We start from the raw sequence: 17,537 nt of genomic DNA, 5'->3' as shown, positions 1-17,537 counted from the left end.
CCGACGCGCAGTTCAGAGGCAGGTGCGGACGGCGTCGTTGAGTCGGACGGTGCGGGGGTCGCCGGCGATTCCGCCGAGCATCTGGTTCATCACGTAGCCGTAGCCGACGCCGGTGTCGGGATCGGCCTGGCCGAGCGAACCGCCGGCGCCGGCGTGGCCGAACGCGTTCGGGCCGAGCATCGGCACCATGTCGTTGGGCAACATGAAGCCCATCCCGAAGCGAGTTTCGGCAACGAGACACTGGTCGGGACCGTTGACGGCCTCGGCCGACGCCGCCGCGATCACCTCGGGTGAGACGAGGCGAACCCCGTCGACCTCGCCCACCGTGGCCGCATACATCTTCGCCAAGCTCGACGCGTTGGTGATCCCGTTCGCCGCGGGCATCTCGGTGGCGTGCACGGCACGGGTGTTGAACGGATTGGTGCCGGCGCCGAGCGCGATCAACGCCCCGCTCATGGTGAGTGCGTTGAAGCCAGCGGTGCCAGGACCCATCACCTGCATCATCAACGCCAACTGCTCCGGGTCGGTCGGCGCCGGGGCCTGCTCCAGCGTGCTCACCCGAGGCTCCTCGGACTCCGGGAGCCCGATCCAGAAATCGAGGCCGAGCGGCCCGGCGACCTCCTCGGCGAAGTAGGTACCGATCGATCGGCCGTCGACGCGAAGCACGAGTTCGCCGGCGAGCCAGCCGTACGTGACCGCGTGATAGCCGTGGGTGCTCCCCGGTTTCCAGAGTGGGGTCTGGGCCGCGAGCGCGTCGACGATCGGTCCGACGGCCAGCAGCGCGTCCATCGACAAGACCTGGTCCACGTACGGCAGTCCGGCCTGGTGACTCAACATCTGGGCCACCGTCACGTTCTCCTTGCCTGCCGCGCCGAACTCCGGCCAGTGCGACGCCACCGTGTCGTCGTACGACAGCACGCCGGCGTCGACGAGCCGAGCGACGCAGATCGCTGCGGCACCCTTCGTGGTCGAGAACACCAGTTGCAACGTCTGCTCATCGAAGGCTCGACCAGTCGCCTTGTCGGCCACCCCGGCCGTGATGTCGACCTTCAGTTCCCCATCAGCGACGAGCGCGAACCCCGCTCCCAACTCCGGGAACTCCTCGAAGTTCTGTTGAAAGGCGTCGGCGACCGCGCCGAATCCCTGAGCGACCGTTCCGTTGATCTCGACCATCCGCCGACCATAACCAGAGCCGTCATTCCAACTGCGCTCGACCGCGTCGCCCCATCGAGTGTCGGGTCACGGGATGAGCGCCACGACGAAATGTCCATCGGTGACTGGGCACCACCGAACATTTTCGAAGGGTGGGGGTGGGCGTCCGTAGGATTGCGGGCCGGTATGAGTGACGAGAACAGCACGACCAGCAGCCCGACGGCGGACACGCCTGCTTACCGGTACACCTCGGAACTCGCCCAGGAGATCGAAGTCGGCTGGCAGGACCGCTGGGATGCCGCCGGCGTCTTCGAGACCCCCAACCCGGTCGGCCCGCTCGGCGACGCCGAGCTCGTCGCCGAGCGTGGCGAGAAGTTGTTCGTCCAGGACATGTTCCCGTACCCGTCCGGCGTCGGCCTGCACGTCGGCCATCCGCTCGGCTACATCGGCACCGACGTGTTCTCCCGCTACAAGCGGATGACCGGACACAACGTGCTCTACACGATGGGCTTCGATGCGTTCGGGCTCCCGGCCGAGCAGTACGCCGTCCAGACCGGCACCCACCCGGCGGTCACCACCGACGCCAACATCGCCACGATGCGTCGCCAACTCCGGCGCCTCGGTCTCAGCCACGACACCCGCCGCTCGATCTCCACCATCGACCCCGACTACTACCGCTGGACCCAGTGGATCTTCAGCCAGATCTTCAACGCCTGGTACGACACCGACGCCGAGAAGGCACGGCCGATCGACGAACTGATCGCCGAGTTCGACTCGGGAGCACGCACCACCCACGACGGCCATGACTGGGCCGACCTGTCCCCGTCCGAGCGCGACGAAGTGATCGACGATCACCGACTCGCGTATGTGTCGGAGGCTCCGGTCAACTGGTGCCCGGGTCTCGGCACCGTCGTCGCGAACGAAGAAGTCACCGCCGACGGACGCTCCGACCGCGGCAACTTCCCGGTGTTCAAGCGCAACATGCGCCAGTGGATGATGCGGATCACCGCGTACGCCGACCGGCTGATCGACGACCTGGACACCCTCGACTGGACCGACGCGATCAAGTCGATGCAGCGCAACTGGATCGGCCGCAGCCACGGTGCGAAAGTCCACTTCGCGTCCGCTGCCGGCCCGATCACGGTGTTCACCACCCGCCCTGACACCTTGTTCGGCGCCTCGTTCATGGTGCTCTCCCCCGAGCACCCGTACGTCGATGAACTGGCGGACGAATCGAAGCGTGACGAGATCGCGGCCTACCGCGAGCAAGCGGTCGGCAAGAAGGACTTCGAGCTCCAGGACGACACCCGCGAGAAGACCGGCGTGTTCACCGGCGCGTACGCCACGAACCCGATCAACGGTGAGCAACTCCCCATCTGGATCGCCGACTACGTGCTGATGGGCTACGGCACGGGAGCGATCATGGCGGTCCCGTGCGGCGACGAGCGTGACTTCGAATTCGCCCGCAAGTTCGGTCTCCCGATCCCCGCGATCCAGCAGCCGCCCGCCGAGTGGTTCGCCGACCACGGCATCGAGCCGGGCCTCGACACGACGAACTGGCCCACGGCCTACGTCGGCGACGCGGCCTACGTGCAGTCGGCGGGAACTCCTGCCGGCACCGAGCCGCTCGACCTGAACGGCATCGACAACACGGCCGAGGGCATCGCGATGACCAACGCCTGGCTCGAAGCCCACGACGCTGGCGAGGCGACGATCAACTACAAGCTGCGCGACTGGCTGTTCAGCCGCCAGCGCTACTGGGGCGAACCGTTCCCGATCGTCTACGACGAGGACGGCCGGCCACACACGGTTCCCGACGAACTGCTGCCGATCGAGCTTCCCGAGACGGATCAGTTCTCGCCGCGGACCTTCGACGCCGACGACGAGTTCTCGAATCCGGAGAGCCCGCTCGACCGGCTCGAGGACTGGGTGAACGTCGAACTCGACCTGGGCGACGGGCGCGGCGTCCGGTCCTATCGGCGCGACACGAACGTGATGCCGCAGTGGGCGGGGTCGTGTTGGTACCAGTTCCGCTACATCGATCCGACGCTCGAGGAGCGTTTCGTCGATCCGGAGAACGAGCGCTACTGGATGGGTCCGCGCACCGACATCCGCCCCGACCATCCGGGCGGGATCGATCTCTACGTCGGCGGTGTCGAGCACGCCGTGCTGCACCTCCTCTATGCGCGCTTCTGGCACAAGGTGTTGTACGACCTCGGCCACGTGAGCTCGATCGAGCCGTATGCACGCCTGTACAACCAGGGCTACATCCAGGCCGCCGCGTTCAAGGACGAGCGCGAGATCTACGTCGAGGCGAGTGAGGTCGTGGAAGAAGCCGAGATCGACGGTGAACCCCAGTTCTCCTTCCACGAACAGCCCGTTACCCGCGAGTGGGGAAAGATGGGCAAGAGCCTGAAGAACGCCGTCTCGCCCGACGAGATGTACGAGCAGTACGGCGCGGACACGCTCCGGCTCTACGAGATGGCGATGGGTCCGCTCGACGCATCGCGACCTTGGTCGACCCGGGACGTGGTGGGCCAGTACCGGTTCCTGCAACGCCTCTGGCGGAACATGGTCGACGAGACCACCGGCGACTGCACGGTCGTCGACGAACCCGCCGATGACGAGACTCGTCGACTGCTGCACAAGACGATCGACGTCGTCCGGACCGAGATGGAGGCGCTGCGCTTCAACACGGCGATCGCGAAGCTGATCGAGTTGAACAACCACGTGACGAAGCTCGACGCGATGCCGCGGGAGGTCGCCGAGCCGATGGTGCTGATGCTCGCCCCGCTCGTGCCGCACGTCGCCGAGGAACTCTGGGCGAAACTCGGTCGCTCCGTCGACACCGACGGCTCGATCACCTACGTCGAGTTCCCCGTCGCCGATCCCGACCTCCTCGTCGACGACACGATCGAGGTGCCGATCCAAGTCAACGGCAAGGTCCGCAGCCGGATGACCGTCGCCGCTGACGCGAGCGAGGACGATCTCGAGGCCGGCGCGCTCGCCGACGAGAAGATCGTCGCGGCGCTCGATGGCGGCACGCCGAAGAAGGTCATCGTGGTCCCCGGGCGCATGGTCAACGTCGTCGTCTAGGCCGGCTCAGGCGTCGTCGGCCGACCATCGCCAGGCCGCGTCGTCGGTCGCGTCCGGTCCGTCGGCGACGGCCGGATCGAGCCGCGACACTGCGGCGCCGAAGATCGCCACCCCCGCCGCCGCAGCCAGCAGGACCAGGCCGACGGCTCCCGTGCGCAACGTGGTCGCCGACTCGGCCAGCCCGACGCCGCTGTCGGATGGCTCGACGACGCGCACCACGATCACCGCCAGCAACTGTGCCGCGCAGGCGGTCGCCGCGAGCACATTCGCCTCGTCCGATCGAACGAATCCAGCAGCGACGACGACCGCCGCGGTCAGCATCATCAGTGCCGTGGACATCGCGAACGGCAGCGACCACGGATCGTCATCGCTGACCGCGCTCACGGCCACGTTCGCCGCGAGAGCGACGCCGAGGGCCACGAGCACGACCGCCGACACACGGTTGGGTCGGAGATCGACACCGACGATCGGAGTCGGTTGGTACACGAACCATCGCAGGAGCATGATCAGCCCGATCGCCGCTGCGGCCAGTGTGACCGGCACACCGACGTCCGTGAACGGCGAAGCCGCATCGAAGAACAGCGCAGCGGCGACCGAACCGGCGAGCGCCACCGATGGGACCAGCAGTCCCGTGGCCACAGCGCCGAGCACCGACGAGCGCCGAACGACGCCGAGCACCGCCGTTACCACCGCCACGACGGGAAGCCACACGGTGTACACCCGCAACGGTGCGTCGGCGGTCCGCAGATACACCTCCTCGAGATCGACGAGTGGCAACACCGACGAGACGATCAACAATGCGGAGACGCACGCGACCCACACCGCGTCGAGCGCGATCGGCGAGCGAATGATCCGCTCCGCCGAGGGCGCCGCTGCTCCCGTGATCAGGTCGTCATCGGTCATCGGACGCCATTGAAGCAGACGACCTCTTCGTGACGAGGTCGCGAACGGTCAGCTGTCGGAGGCCGCGTTTCCGGCGGTTGCGGGCACCTTGCGCCCGCGTGGCACGCCGACGGTCGTCTCGTCATCGTCCGACGATGCGCTGGCGCGCATCGAGGGCCGCGTGGGTCGCGTCCCGACTCCGCCATGGGCACCGACGACGCTCGGCCGACGTGGGGTGACGGAAGTCTGCTCCGGTGCGGGCGTGGGCTCATCCGGGGTCTCCGTCTTCTTCCCGGCGTAGGTGTCGACGTATTTCTGTCCGGACAGCTCGGCGATCTCGAACATCACGGCGTCGGTGAACCGACGCAGTGTGCGCGGATCCTCCGGGTCGCCGAACTCGTGCGCCCACATCGGCGCTCCGAACCGGACGGTCACCGCCTTGCGCGGCTTCATGACGACGCTGTCCGGCGGCTGGACCTCGACCGTGCCGACGTGGCCGGTCGGGATGATCGGAGCATTGCATCGGATCGCGAGTCGCGCCGCTCCCGTGCGTCCCTTGTGCAGATCGCCGCTACGCGAGCGGGTCCCCTCCGGGTAGATCATGAACAGATGCCCCTGGTCGAGCACCTTGGCCGCGGTGTCGAGCGCCGCCTTCGCCGCGTCGCCACCCGTGCGGTCCACGGGGATCATTCCCATCGCGGGAAAGATGTGCTTCGTCTTCCAGCTGTCCATGTACTCGCCCTTGCCGATCGCCCACACCCGGCGCGGGAGCGCGGATGGCACGAACACGGAGTCACAGAACGAGAGGTGATTCGGGGTGATGATTCCGGGTCCCTCGAGCGGAATGTTCTCGCGCCCTTCGACCGTGAAGTCCCACAGCTTCGTCGCCATCGTGCGGAAGGCGGCCGTCAGGTACTTGCTGAAGCGGTCGGCGCCCGGGAGTTCAGGCGCCAACTCGAAGGAGAACGATGCCGAACCACCCATCAGCGCAGCGCCCGTCGGATCGGCTTTCCGTTCGCAGCGATCGGCAGTTCGTCGAGGAAGAGGTACTGCGTCGGCCGTTTGTAACGACTCAGGTGCTCGGCGGCGAGCGCCTCCAACTGTTGCTGCGTGGCGGTGCCCGCCACGTGCGCGACGACCGTCTCGCCGGTCGTTTCGTCGGCCGTGCCGGTCACGATCACTCCGCTCACGTCGGGGTGCTGGATCAGCACGTTCTCGACCTCGGCCGGATACACGTTGAAGCCCGAGACGATGACGATGTCCTTGATCCGGTCGACCAGGTACAGATAGCCGTCCTCGTCGAAGATCCCGACGTCACCGGTCCACAGCCAGCCGTCGTCGGACAGCACCGCTTCGGTCGTGTCCTGGTCGTCGAGATAGCCGCTGAACACACCCGGGCTGCGGACCACGATCTCGCCTTCGTCACCGAAGTCGACCGGGGTTCCGGATTCGTCGACCAGCGCGACCTCGACGCCGGGGAGCACCTTGCCGACGGAGGTCGGACGCACCGGCGCGCCGCGGCCCAGCGTGACGATCGGCGACGTTTCGGTCAGCCCATAGCCCTGTACGACCTCGATGCCGAAACGCTCCCGGACCGCTTCGAAGAGTTCGAGCGGGAGCGAGGCCGCTCCGGACGCGGCCCAGTTGACCGACGCCAGCGAATCGTCGGGAACATCGGCCTCGAGCCAGCGTTTCCACATCGGCGGCGCGCCCGTCAATGTGGTGACGCCGCGGCGTTGAACGAGACGCAGGCTCTCGTCTGCATCGAAACGCTCCTGCATCACGATGGTCCCGCCCGCGTTGAGCGTGGCGAGCAGGACGACGTTCAGCCCGAAGATGTGCGTGAACGGCAGCGAGCCGAGCACGACGTCGTCCGCCGTCAACGGAGGATCGACCTGGCCCAACGCCTCGTGCACCCACGCGAGGTTGTGATGACTCAGCACGGCGACCTTCGCTGCTCCCGACACCCCACTCGTCGCCATGTAGAACGCCGGGGCGTCCGGATCGCGGTCGACGATCAGCACATCGGTCGGTCCGTCGGCAGCCGCTTGGGCGGACGCTGCGTTGCTGTCCATCTCGATGAGGTCGACCGTCGGCGTGCCGACCGCTGGATCGCCCAGATGCAATCGGCCGGCATGACCCACCAGCGCGAGCAACGGTTCGGCGACGTTCAACTTCCGGGCCAGTTCGCTGGTCGGGCTCCCGGGATTCAGCGGCATCACCACTCCGCCCAGGCCGAGCACCGCGAGGCTCGCCACGACGAATGCGGCATCGTTCCCGGTGACCAGCGCGACGGTGGTGTCGACGCCGACGCCTCGGCCGTTCAGGTCCGCCTGCATCGCAGCGACGCGTCCCCGGAGCACTCCGTAGGTCACCACGTCGTCACCGGCGATCAACGCGACCTGGTCGGCGTCGTGTCCGTTGATCACGTCTGCAAGATTCATCGTTCCCCCATCATCGGGTCGCCCCTCGACCCGTTCACCCCAGTATGTCACGGCCGGTGCAGCCTCACCGATGGCCACGACTACGATCCGCATGCGGGTCGACCAAGGGGAACTCATGACAACTGCAGCAATCTTCGATCTCGACCGGACACTGATCGCCGCGTCGACGACGCCGATCTTCATGCGTCATCTGACCGATGCCGGCATCTCGTCGGGCACGTCGAATCCCGCGGTCGATTCGGTCGTCGGGCTCGCGAGCAGGGCACTCAAGACCATCTTCGACACGGTGGGTGAGTCGCGGATCCTCATGCAACCCGCGAAACTCGCCGTGCGTGCCGCGGCGGGCTGGTCGGTCGCCGATGTCGAGTCCGCCGCGGAAGATGCGGCCGAGGAGATCGCCGAGCAGTTGCTTCCGTTCGCGAAGTTGCTCATCGAGGAACACCGCCAGGCGGGTGACCTGCTCGTGCTCGCGTCCACGTCGCCCCTGGCGTTCACCGAGCCACTCGCCCGCCGACTGGAGTTCGACGGCGTGGTCGGCACCGCGTGGAAGCACGACGACGACAGCTACACCGGTGAGATCGACGGCGTCTTCGTCTGGGGCCCCGACAAGGCGCACGCTGTCGAGGAGTGGGCGGAGGAGCACGACGTCCGCCTCGACCGCAGCTCGGCCTACAGCGACAGCTACTTCGACGCTGCACTCCTCGATCTCGTCGGCAAGCCCGTGGCGGTCAATCCGGATGCCCGGCTCTCCGCGCTCGCCAGCATCAAGGGATGGCCGATCCGCCATCTCGACAAGAGCGAAGGTGTCATCAAGGTCGGCGGGCGCGAGATCCAGGAGTGGACGCGTCCGCTGATGCGGCCCGAACTCGTCGCTCCGTACGCCGACATCGTGTTCCAGGGCGACGACAACATTCCCGCCGAGGGACCTGCCCTCGTCGTGTTCAACCACCGCTCGTACTTCGATCCGACGGTGATGGGCCTGCTGCTCGCACGGGCCGGACGGAACGTTCGCGGGCTCGGGAAGAAGGAAGTGTTCGACGTCCCGGTCGTCGGACGACTCCTCCAGGGTCTCGGTGGCGTCCGCGTCGAACGTGCTTCGGGGTCCGACGAGCCGTTGATCGCCGCGGCTCGTGCGCTCGAGGGCGGCGAGGTCGTGATCATCGCGCCGGAGGGCACGATCCCTCGCGGACCCGCCTTCTTCGAACCGGAACTGCAGGGTCGGTGGGGCGCGGCGAAGCTCGCAGCGCAGACGCGTGTTCCCGTCATCCCGGTCGGACTGTGGGGAACCGAGAACGTCTGGCCGCGCAGCCAGCGGCTCCCGAACATCAACCCGCTCACACGCCCGGTCGTGACCGCCGTGGTCGGCGAGCCGGTCGAGCTCAAGTACCGCAGCCCGAACGCCGACACCAAGCGGATCATGACCGCGATCTCCGCGCTGCTGCCTCCCGAGGCACGTGAACATCGCGAGCCGACCACCGAGGAACTCATGCGGACCTTCCCGCCCGGGTACAGCGGAGACCCACACGCCGAGTCGACGCGCCGCCCCGGCACCGACACCTGACATCAGCCGAACGACGACACGGAGACGCCATGGCCAGAGAACGCACCGCCGAAACGTCGGTTCGCATGAGCGAGCACGAGGCGCTCATGTGGAACATCGAGAAGGACCCGTGGCTGAATCCCAGCGGCGCGTCGTTGACCATTCTCGACCGCCCGCTCGACATGGACCGCTTCCGCCCGACGTTGCGCGCCAGCGTCGCGAAGACGCCTCGGTTGTATCAGCGCGTCGTGCCGGGGTTCGCCCGGATGTCCACCCCGGCGTGGGTGCCCGACGCCGAGTTCGACCTCGACGCGCACCTGCGCGAGATCGTGCTCCCGGCGCCCGGATCGACTCGCCAACTGCTCGACCTCGCCGCGCAGCTCTACTCCGAGCCGCTCGACCGGACGCGACCGCTGTGGCGATTCGTCGTCATCGGTGGACTCGAAGGCAACCGATCGGCGCTGTGGGTGATCATCCACCATGCCATCAGCGACGGCATCGGCCAGCTCCGCATCGCCGAGCTGTACCAGCAGATCACTCGGGACGATCCGGCGCCTCCCGATGTCGACCTCGAAGGCATCATCGCCGAGGCAGCCGCTGCACACTCGGCCAAGGAAGCCGGTGGCGACATGGCAACCACTGCCGTGTCCAACATCCGCGCCTCGACAACGCACCTCGCTCGACGCCAGGTCGGGATCAGTCGACGCCTGCTCGGTGAGGTCGCGATGTGGCCCGCCGATCCCAGCCGCATCGGGACGACGGTCGGGAACGTCCGCGACACCGTCCGCGGTGCAGCATCCCAGCTGCGCCCGTCGAATGACGAGGAGGGCGAGGCGCCGACCGGGTCGCCGCTGCTGTCGGGTCGGTCACGCCATCGACGGTTCGAGTGGGTCAGCCTGCGCGTCGACGATCTGAAGAAGATCGGCAAGCTCGCGGGTGGCACCATCAACGACGCGTTCCTCGCCGGACTGACCGAGGCTGCCCACCGCTATCACCTCGAGCGCGGGATCCACATCGCGCACGTGAACTCGAGTTTCGTGCTCAGCACGCGGAAGGACGGAAAGGCGGGCGGAAACGCGTTCACCCCCGTCCCCGTCCGGCTGCCCGCAGGACCGATGGAACCGGCGGAACGAGTCGCCGCCGTCATTGCGACACTCGAAAGCGCCAAGGACGAGGCGCAGCGCACGGGCGGGATGACGGGGTTGTCCGGTGTCATCAATCTCCTGCCGACATCGGTCGTCACCTCGACCGCACGCTCGGCTGCAGCACGCATCGACTTCGCCACGTCGAACCTGCGCGGCGCCCCGTTCCCCATCTACGTGTCGGGTTCCGAGGTGATGGCCGCCATCCCGATGGGCCCGGTGGCAGGGACCGGAGCGAACATCACCGCGCTCTCCATGAACGGCCAGTTCGACATCGGAATCTTCGTCGATCCAGCGGCGTTCACGGATCCGGAGTCGTTCCGCGATGACATCGAGTCGTCGTTCGCGGACTTCCTCGCGGCGTGCGACTGATCCCGTTCGGCGAGCGGGCCGGTTGCCTACAGCTGGTTCGGTGAGGTCGATCCGGAAGCGACCGTGAGCACGTTGGCGATCGTCGTCTCGGCGATCGCTCCGAGCGCCTCTCGCGTCAAGAACGCCTGGTGCGCGGTGATCAACACGTTGGGCAGCGTCAACAGTCGGGCGAACACGTCATCGTCGATGATCTCGGCGCTGCGGTCCTCGAAGAACAGTTCGCCCTCCTCCTCGTACACATCGAGGGCGAGCGATCCGACCTGACCCGACTTGAGACCGTCGAGCACGGCGACCGTGTCGATCAGCGCACCCCGACCGGTGTTGACGAGCATCGCACCCGGCTTCATCTTGGCGATCGCCTCCGCGTCGATGAGGTGATGCGTCTCGTCGACGAGCGGACAGTTCAGCGTGACGATGTCGGACCGCTCCAGCGCCTCGTCGAGTTCGACGTACTCGACGCCGAGGTCGAGCAGATGCTGGTCCCGGTACGGGTCGACGGCGACCACGTCGCACCGGAAGTGCCACAGCAATCGCGCCACGATCATGCCGATCTGACCGGTGCCGATCACCGCCGCGGTCGTGCCGGCCACGTCGAATCCGACCAGCCCGTCGAGCGCGAAGTTCCCGTCCCGCACGCGGTTGTACGCACGATGGATGTGGCGGTTCAGGCTGAGGATCAACGCGATCGTGTGCTCGGCGACGGCATTCGGCGAGTACGAGGGAACCCGCACGACCGTGATCCCGAGCCGACCTGCCGCATCGAGGTCGACGTTGTTGAACCCGGCACACCGGAGGGCCACGATCTTCGTCCCACCGTTCGCGAGCGCCTCGAGCACCGGTTCCGATGCGTCGTCGTTCACGAAGATGCACACCGCATCGGCGCCCTGAGCGAGAGCGACGGTGTGGACGTCCATGCGCGTCTCCAGATACTCGATCTCGACCTGACGACCGACCGCCTCGGAGTCGAATCCCCGCTGGTCGTAGGGCTTGGTCGAGAACATCACGAGACGTGGCATCCCCCGATTCTGGCCGGAACGCCCGATGCGACCGAACAACGTGACCTTGGACCCTGGCACGACGATCCGAACTGCGCTTCGATGGAGTCATGAGCAACGAGTACGCCCCCGAAATCCTCAGCGACACCGAGTGCTGGCGGCTGCTGGACGAGACGACCGTGGGTCGACTCGCCGTCGATGTCGCGGGTCGGCCGGACATCTACCCGGTGAACTACGTGGTCGACGACGGCACCATCGTGTTCCGCACCGGCGCGGGGACGAAGTTCGCGGCAGCCGCCCTGATGCATCATGTCGCCTTCGAGATCGACGGCTACCTTCCGACCGAACGCGTGGCGTGGAGCGTCGTCGTGAAGGGATGGGCCGACCAGGTCGAGCGGATGGAGGAGGTCTTCGACGCCGAGGACCTCCCGTTGTTCCCGTGGGCCGCCGATCCGAAGCCCAACTTCGTCCGCATCACGCCCCACGAGGTCACCGGCCGCAGGTTCCACATCCTCGACACGATCCGGGCCGACTCGTCGATCGGCTGGAAGCCCGTCGACGCGAAGCCGGGAGCGGTCGTCCCGGAGCCCGGCGCCGAATACCATCCCGGCGCCTCGAAGATCCGTCCGTCCTGAACGTCGGCTGACTCGGCTCCGGACGAGTCAGCTCGGCACCACGGCAACGGGGCAGGCCGCGTCCTGCAGCAGCCACGTCGTCACCGAACCGAGCACCGAGCGGCCGATCGCGCCCATCCCCCGCGGACCCACGACCACCAGGTCGGCATCGCTCATCGCCTCGGCCAACGCCTGCTTCGGACTGTGGAGCACGATCCTCTGCGCCGCCCGGCCATCGGGGTCCACCTCGGCGGCCGCAGCTCGGATGCGATCCTCGGCGGCGGCAACGTCGTCGCCGTGGCGTTCGAGTACGAGTTCGGGTTGCAGCCACGGCATGAGGTCGATCGCGATCAGCGCCTCGACGCGCGCCTCGGTCGGCGCGTTCGCCAACGTCCAGGCCAGTGCCGCCTTCGCATGATCACTCCCGTCGAAACCCACCACGACCGATCGAATCGGCCGTGGCTCCCATCCGTCGGGCACGATCACGACGGGACCGCGTGCGTTGGTCGCGAGGTCGCGGCTGACCGAGCCGAGCAGCCGATGGCGGATCTGGCCGATGCCGCGACGTCCGACCACGACCGCGTCCCCGTCGCCGGTCAGATCGACGAGTACTTCTGACGGATGCCCCTCGACCGACGACAACTCGCCGACCTCGAACCCGGCTCCGTGCTCCTCGGCGGCCATCTCGATACTGGCTGTCGCGGCGACATTCGTGCTCGCTTCGATTCCGGCGCGATCCACATCGATGGCCCGGCGGCCGGCGAGAGCGAAGATGGGGAGCGGGACATGCCACACGCACACGGGAACGACATCGCCGGTCATCTCGGCGGCGGCCGCGACAGCCCAGCGCAACGCGGACGCCGCGTTGTGAGAGCCATCGACGCCGACCATCCATCGGGAAACCTGCTCCGGCGATGCGTTCCGTTCGCTCACCCACTGCACGGTATCGATCGTTGCTCGTCGCCGTGAAGGCCGAACGTCCCGAACTCGCGGGGTCGGCTGGGTCAGCGGGTGGCGGGGAGTCGGACCTGATCGGCGAGCGCCACCGTCTCCGGTGACAGATGGACACCGAGCTCCTCGGTGAAGATCTGTTCGCATCGCTGGAGTGCACGCAGCGCTGCGCCGCTGTCGCCCCGATCACGGTGCGCCTCGATCAGCAGTCGGTGTCCCGTCTCGCGATAGGGGTCGGTCGTCACGGCGGTTTCGGCCACGACGGAGGCGAGCTGGTGATCGCCGAGGCGCTGCCAGCCACTCGCCAGGGTGACCAACGCCCGATGGCGCGCATCGCGCTGGCGCTCCCGGGCCGCGTCGAGCCATGAACACTCCGCACCCGCCAGCAGCGGCCGACGGAAGATGGAGGCCGCAACGGTTGCCTCCTGCACCGCATCTTCGAGTCGTCCGTGGCGCAGTGCCCCCTCGGCACGGTCGAGCGCCGCTGCAGCGTGCTCCAGGTCGATCCAGGTTTCGGGTGGCGCCGCGAATCCGTAGCTGCCGCCGGCGGATACCACGATCGCCGATCCGTCCATTCCGATCCCGGTGATCAGCGAGCGAATCTTCGACACCAACGCGGCGAGCGCCGACTTCCACTGGACTGGCGGATCGCCGTCCCACACGATGTCGGCGAGTGCGTCGTGGGAGATCGGCCGACGCTCGACGACGAGCGCGACGAGGGCGACTCTCGCCTGCGGCCCGGGAAGATCGGCTTCGCCGAAGCCACCGCCCGGGCCCTCCATCACCAGTCCCCCGGTCAGATACAGACGTGCCAAGCTTTCACCAACGATCCCCCCAAGTCCGGTTCCGTAGGTTGCCACACAGGAGGTCAGATGATGAGCGGACACACGATCGAGTGCCCCTGCGGAACCGTGCTACGCGGCATCGACGAGGATGCGGTCGTCGCCGAGGCGCAGTCACACGCGCGGTCGGTGCACGACATGGACCTGAGCGACGAACAAGCGCGTTCCATGACTCATCCGAACTGATCTCCGTACGTTGCGTCGCTCCTCCGGAGTGCCGCCGATCGAGGAGCGAACGATGAAGAAGTTTTCCTGTGGCGACGTCGTCGACGGATGCGACGGAGTGGTGACCGGTGAAACCGACGACGACGTGATGGCCGCTGCGGCCGCGCACGCCGCGTCGGCGCACGGCATGAGCGAAGTTCCCGACGACGTGGCCCGCGCGATTCGCGCCGGCATCGTCGAAGCCTGAGGCGGGAAGCCCGAGCGAGACGGCGGTCGACGATCCGTCAGCCGGTGAGCGGCAGGTCGCCGACGCCGAGTCGAACGATCGACCACACGGCGTTCTGGTGCCCGGCACCGCCTCCGGCGACCCTCGTCAGCTCGTCGCGCCGCTCCATGAACTCGCCCCACGTGATCGACTCGAACCCGGGAGGTTCTGGTCCCGGCGGTGCACGATCCGGCGGTCGATCCGGCTGTCGATCGAGCCGGGGATCGAGCCGGGGATCGGGTTCGGCCCAGTCGGGTCGTCGTTCTCCGACGGGGAGGACGACCGAGCCGTCGGGCCGGATCAGGTAGATGCGGCCGTTCGCCGCCCGCCGACTTCGGAGCCCGGCGCGTTCCTTGAAACGGTTGTGCGATCCACATCCCGGACCCGCGTTGTGCTGGTCGGTCGGCCCACCGTCGGCGTGACGTCGAAGGTGGTCGACATCACAGAATTCTGCGGGGATCGAACAGCCCGGGTGCGAACAACGGAGCGCGATCAACTGCGCCGCTTCTCGTGCAGCTCCGACGAACAGGCGTCGGCGGGGCCCGAGATCGATCGTGACCCCGGCGGTGTCGATCACGGCACGCCGAACTCGTCCACGAATCATCGCGGCTGTCGCGGCGTGATCACCGATCGTCACGCCGGTCGAGGTCTCGCACCGACCGGCAAGGAGGTCATCCGCGTCTTCCACGGCGAGGCCGTTCTCCGGGGCGTCGAACACGTGGTCGTCGGCTGCCAACCCGTGCTCGGCCAGGGCGCTCCCCGCCCGCCCGGCGGTGTAGAGGATGTTCACGATCGGCTCCGGGCGTTGGGCATCGGCGGGAGTCGACACGTACGCCATGTGAATCGCGTACTGGGCAGCGAAACGCCGCTGACGTGCGGATCGCGGCAGCGGACGCTGGTCGGCAGCCTCGCCATGCTCGATACGGCGAGCCTCGACATCCCTCCGGAACTCCGCTTCGACCGCCAGATCGAAGATCGCCTTCATCTCGGCGCCCTGGAGCGCGGTCCCGCCGGTGACGTTGATGTACACGCCATCCGGTCCGGCCGTGACCGTGGCACATGCCCCGTGATCATCATCCGGATGGGCACCGTCGGCATCGGCGTTCGCGATCACTCGGTCGACCAACACGCCGAAGTCCTTCGGAGGAAAGTGCTCAGCGTGTTCGAGCAGCGTCGGCACGAACTCACCGACCCGGTCACCCACGCGTGGATGCGCGATCGCCTTCGCGAGCACGTCGGCGTTGCTCATCGACACCCGCCCCGCCGCGAGTGCCTCGATCGCTCCCTCCTTCTCGTTCAGCAGCTTGCCGCGGCGACGGATCCGATTCGCCTCGGCGCCCGAGCAGTTCAGATGGGCCTTCAGGTAGCCCGCCATCGACCGGTGACCGTCGGACAGGAACTGTTGACGCTGTTCCGCCACCGAGGCGATCAGCGCGAGCTTGACCTCGGCATCGCGACGTTCGAGCTCGGCCGCACGCAGGAGTTCGTCGAGTGCAGCGGTCGGCATCGCGACCAACTCGTCCACGAACCCTGTGTCCATACCGAGACAGTATTACGAACGTATGTTCGCTGTCAATGTCTTGACCACGGCATCCGACGTACAGGCGCAGCGCGTCGACGAAAGGCCGAACATCGAGATCACGGAGCTGATTCGAATGCCCATCGCCGAATCGGTCGTTCCCACTCACGGCCACCCCGTCGCGCGATGATGTGCCGGGCACCCACATTCGGAGGAGAGACCGTGTTCAACTAGTGGGCGATCATGTACTTGCTGTTCATCGGTGTCGTGGCGGGGTTCCTCGCTCGACTGCTGGTACCCGGGCGCGACGCGATCGGTTTCTGGTGGACCGTGCTGCTCGGCATCGTCGGCTCGTTCGCCGGAGGGTTCCTGGCGTGGGCGCTCTTCGGTTGGGACGCCGACGAGGGAGCCCTGCAACCGGGCGGTGTGATCTTCTCGATCATCGGCGCCGTGATCGTCCTGCTGATCTGGCGGGCCATCGACGCCCGACGCTCCCCTACCCCCTGACGACCGCCGCGAGCACACGCCAACGATTGCGCTGGGCCGGAAACGATGCGGTCGCGTCCGAAGCCGACGCGAGTTCCCGACGCGTCAGGACAGAGCCGCCTCGACTCCGAGCATCATTGCGCCGATGATCCCGGCACGACCGTCGAGTCGCGAGGTGACGATGTAGTCGGGAGACTGGTGGGCGGCGACGCCCGGGTACGCATCGAGCGCGGTGGCCACATGCATCCGGACGGCGTCGAGCAGACCGGTCATCTGCGCAACGCCGCCGCCGAGCACGAACCGGTGCGGCGCGGTCGAGAGTGCGAGTTCGGCGATCCCCGCTCCGAGGTCGCGGCCCTCGTGAGCGACTGCAGCGGCGAGCTGGTCCACCGTCATCTCGGCGCCGGTCAAACCGTTCCGCGCAGCGAGAGCCGTGCCGGAGGCGAGCCCTTCCCAGCAGTCTCCGTGAATCGGACACACTCCGGCGAACTCGTCGTTCGGTGGGCGGCGGACCGAGATGTGACCCATCTCCGGGTGCACCAGGGCGGGCGGCACGCGACCGCCGCTGACGTAGCTGCCACCGATCCCCGTACCGATCGTGATGTAGATGATCGACTCGACATCGGATCCGGCTCCGTGGACCGACTCGGCGAGGGCGGCGCCGTTGACGTCGGTGTCCAACCGGATGGTGGTGTCGGTCCACGCACGGAGTGGTTCGAGCACGTTCGCCTCACGCCACTCGAGCTTCGGGGTCCGACCGATTCGACCGCAGTGTTCGTTCGTCGGACGGATCTCGATCGGACCGAACATCGCCACGCCGATTCCGTCGATCGGGCCGAGGCGGGATTCGGCATCGCGCAGGAAGTCGGCCACCGCCGTGAGCGTCGTCTCCGGATCGGTCGTCGGGATCGTCGTCTCGAGATCCGGGTCGAGGGGATCGCGGCCTGCGGCGCACTTGAACGTCGTCCCGCCACCCTCGATCCCAGCGACGACCCGACCCACTCCTCCCGAATCCGACATAGAGCGCCCGACCCTACAACCCCGTTCTCGTGATCTGTTCCGGCGCTCCGTG

At 67.4% G+C, this 17,537-nt stretch carries 16 protein-coding genes; 7 read left to right on the top strand and 9 right to left on the bottom strand.

The features are described from left to right. Positions 1-12: 12 nt before the first annotated feature. A complete protein-coding gene (locus ON45_RS05595; protein WP_040492610.1) occupies positions 13-1,173 on the bottom strand; it encodes a serine hydrolase domain-containing protein in 1,161 nt (386 codons plus the stop codon). A 165-nt stretch (positions 1,174-1,338) separates the two neighbouring features. On the opposite strand from ON45_RS05595, the gene leuS reads away from it, so the two are divergent. Next, positions 1,339-4,248 (top strand): leucine--tRNA ligase, encoded by a 2,910-nt coding sequence (gene leuS, locus ON45_RS05590; RefSeq protein WP_040492609.1) that lies wholly within the window; start codon positions 1,339-1,341, stop codon positions 4,246-4,248. Between the two features lie 6 nt (positions 4,249-4,254). On the opposite strand, the gene ON45_RS05585 is transcribed toward leuS, so the two are convergent. From ON45_RS05585 to ON45_RS05575, 3 genes are read right to left on the bottom strand one after another with little or no spacing between them, the layout of a single operon-like run. Beyond that, positions 4,255-5,151 (bottom strand): hypothetical protein, encoded by an 897-nt coding sequence (locus ON45_RS05585; RefSeq protein ID WP_040492608.1) that lies wholly within the window; start codon positions 5,149-5,151, stop codon positions 4,255-4,257. Between the two features lie 48 nt (positions 5,152-5,199). After that, entirely contained in the window at positions 5,200-6,114 is a 915-nt protein-coding gene (locus tag ON45_RS05580; RefSeq protein ID WP_051062551.1) for a lysophospholipid acyltransferase family protein, read from the bottom strand. After that, positions 6,114-7,574, bottom strand: coding sequence for a class I adenylate-forming enzyme family protein (locus tag ON45_RS05575; protein WP_158412223.1), 1,461 nt, complete (start codon positions 7,572-7,574; stop codon positions 6,114-6,116). Before ON45_RS05575 ends, ON45_RS05580 begins: the two co-directional genes overlap by 1 nt. 115 nt (positions 7,575-7,689) lie before the next feature. On the opposite strand from ON45_RS05575, the gene ON45_RS05570 reads away from it, so the two are divergent. Next, entirely contained in the window at positions 7,690-9,135 is a 1,446-nt protein-coding gene (locus ON45_RS05570) for an HAD-IB family hydrolase (RefSeq protein ID WP_040492629.1), read from the top strand. Positions 9,136-9,200: 65 nt separating this feature from the next. Then, positions 9,201-10,628, top strand: a complete 1,428-nt coding sequence (locus tag ON45_RS05565) for a wax ester/triacylglycerol synthase domain-containing protein (RefSeq protein ID WP_158412221.1) — start codon at positions 9,201-9,203, stop codon at positions 10,626-10,628. A 26-nt stretch (positions 10,629-10,654) separates the two neighbouring features. On the opposite strand, the gene ON45_RS05560 is transcribed toward ON45_RS05565, so the two are convergent. After that, the gene (locus ON45_RS05560) at positions 10,655-11,644 is read right to left on the bottom strand and encodes a 2-hydroxyacid dehydrogenase (RefSeq protein ID WP_040492628.1); all 990 of its coding nucleotides are present in this window, start codon (positions 11,642-11,644) and stop codon (positions 10,655-10,657) included. An 89-nt stretch (positions 11,645-11,733) separates the two neighbouring features. Here ON45_RS05560 and ON45_RS05555 point away from each other — a divergent pair, with 89 nt between their 5' ends. After that, positions 11,734-12,258 carry a pyridoxamine 5'-phosphate oxidase family protein gene (locus tag ON45_RS05555; RefSeq protein WP_083914431.1) on the top strand — a complete coding sequence of 175 codons (525 nt, stop codon included), beginning with the start codon at positions 11,734-11,736 and terminating at the stop codon, positions 12,256-12,258. Positions 12,259-12,285: 27 nt separating this feature from the next. Here ON45_RS05555 and ON45_RS05550 read toward each other — a convergent pair whose 3' ends face one another. Both ON45_RS05550 and ON45_RS05545 read right to left on the bottom strand, forming a co-directional pair. Beyond that, positions 12,286-13,170 carry a universal stress protein gene (locus tag ON45_RS05550; RefSeq protein ID WP_158412219.1) on the bottom strand — a complete coding sequence of 295 codons (885 nt, stop codon included), beginning with the start codon at positions 13,168-13,170 and terminating at the stop codon, positions 12,286-12,288. 71 nt (positions 13,171-13,241) lie between these two features. Then, positions 13,242-14,003: an AfsR/SARP family transcriptional regulator gene (locus tag ON45_RS05545; RefSeq protein ID WP_040492603.1), complete on the bottom strand. Its 762-nt coding sequence runs from the start codon at positions 14,001-14,003 to the stop codon at positions 13,242-13,244. A gap of 60 nt (positions 14,004-14,063) precedes the next feature. Between ON45_RS05545 and ON45_RS22540 the strand changes: the two genes are divergently transcribed. Together ON45_RS22540 and ON45_RS05540 are read left to right on the top strand one after the other, a co-directional pair. Continuing rightward, complete coding sequence (locus ON45_RS22540) at positions 14,064-14,216, top strand: DUF1059 domain-containing protein (protein ID WP_148288538.1); 153 nt, start codon at positions 14,064-14,066, stop codon at positions 14,214-14,216. Between the two features lie 52 nt (positions 14,217-14,268). Next, positions 14,269-14,442, top strand: coding sequence for a DUF1059 domain-containing protein (locus tag ON45_RS05540; protein WP_083914447.1), 174 nt, complete (start codon positions 14,269-14,271; stop codon positions 14,440-14,442). A gap of 37 nt (positions 14,443-14,479) precedes the next feature. On the opposite strand, the gene ON45_RS05535 is transcribed toward ON45_RS05540, so the two are convergent. Beyond that, positions 14,480-16,000, bottom strand: coding sequence for an HNH endonuclease signature motif containing protein (locus ON45_RS05535; RefSeq protein WP_040492601.1), 1,521 nt, complete (start codon positions 15,998-16,000; stop codon positions 14,480-14,482). A 222-nt stretch (positions 16,001-16,222) separates the two neighbouring features. Here ON45_RS05535 and ON45_RS05530 point away from each other — a divergent pair, with 222 nt between their 5' ends. After that, positions 16,223-16,486 (top strand): GlsB/YeaQ/YmgE family stress response membrane protein, encoded by a 264-nt coding sequence (locus ON45_RS05530; RefSeq protein WP_040492600.1) that lies wholly within the window; start codon positions 16,223-16,225, stop codon positions 16,484-16,486. Positions 16,487-16,570: 84 nt separating this feature from the next. Here the strand turns inward: ON45_RS05530 and ON45_RS05525 are convergent, their stop codons facing one another. Beyond that, the gene (locus tag ON45_RS05525; protein ID WP_083914425.1) at positions 16,571-17,485 is read right to left on the bottom strand and encodes an ROK family protein; all 915 of its coding nucleotides are present in this window, start codon (positions 17,483-17,485) and stop codon (positions 16,571-16,573) included. Between the last annotated feature and the right edge of the window lie 52 nt (positions 17,486-17,537).

Origin of the sequence: Ilumatobacter nonamiensis YM16-303 (assembly GCF_000350145.1) — a bacterium.
Classification (GTDB): Bacteria; Actinomycetota; Acidimicrobiia; order Acidimicrobiales; family Ilumatobacteraceae; genus Ilumatobacter_A; species Ilumatobacter_A nonamiensis.
Note: the sequence above shows the minus strand (reverse complement) of the source record. Positions and strands in the feature narration are given on the sequence as shown.

What these genes read in the sequence shown, in the direction of transcription:
- ON45_RS05535 (WP_040492601.1), bottom strand. Translation starts at nt 16,000, where the DNA reads ATGGACACAGGGTTCGTGGACGAGTTGGTCGCGATGCCGACCGCTGCA.
- ON45_RS05570 (WP_040492629.1), top strand. Translation starts at nt 7,690, where the DNA reads ATGACAACTGCAGCAATCTTCGATCTCGACCGGACACTGATCGCCGCG.
- ON45_RS05530 (WP_040492600.1), top strand. Translation starts at nt 16,223, where the DNA reads ATGTACTTGCTGTTCATCGGTGTCGTGGCGGGGTTCCTCGCTCGACTG.
- leuS (WP_040492609.1), top strand. Translation starts at nt 1,339, where the DNA reads ATGAGTGACGAGAACAGCACGACCAGCAGCCCGACGGCGGACACGCCT.
- ON45_RS05560 (WP_040492628.1), bottom strand. Translation starts at nt 11,644, where the DNA reads ATGCCACGTCTCGTGATGTTCTCGACCAAGCCCTACGACCAGCGGGGA.
- ON45_RS05565 (WP_158412221.1), top strand. Translation starts at nt 9,201, where the DNA reads ATGAGCGAGCACGAGGCGCTCATGTGGAACATCGAGAAGGACCCGTGG.
- ON45_RS05575 (WP_158412223.1), bottom strand. Translation starts at nt 7,574, where the DNA reads ATGAATCTTGCAGACGTGATCAACGGACACGACGCCGACCAGGTCGCG.
- ON45_RS05585 (WP_040492608.1), bottom strand. Translation starts at nt 5,151, where the DNA reads ATGACCGATGACGACCTGATCACGGGAGCAGCGGCGCCCTCGGCGGAG.
- ON45_RS05580 (WP_051062551.1), bottom strand. Translation starts at nt 6,114, where the DNA reads ATGGGTGGTTCGGCATCGTTCTCCTTCGAGTTGGCGCCTGAACTCCCG.
- ON45_RS05540 (WP_083914447.1), top strand. Translation starts at nt 14,269, where the DNA reads ATGAAGAAGTTTTCCTGTGGCGACGTCGTCGACGGATGCGACGGAGTG.
- ON45_RS05595 (WP_040492610.1), bottom strand. Translation starts at nt 1,173, where the DNA reads ATGGTCGAGATCAACGGAACGGTCGCTCAGGGATTCGGCGCGGTCGCC.
- ON45_RS05525 (WP_083914425.1), bottom strand. Translation starts at nt 17,485, where the DNA reads ATGTCGGATTCGGGAGGAGTGGGTCGGGTCGTCGCTGGGATCGAGGGT.
- ON45_RS22540 (WP_148288538.1), top strand. Translation starts at nt 14,064, where the DNA reads ATGAGCGGACACACGATCGAGTGCCCCTGCGGAACCGTGCTACGCGGC.
- ON45_RS05555 (WP_083914431.1), top strand. Translation starts at nt 11,734, where the DNA reads ATGAGCAACGAGTACGCCCCCGAAATCCTCAGCGACACCGAGTGCTGG.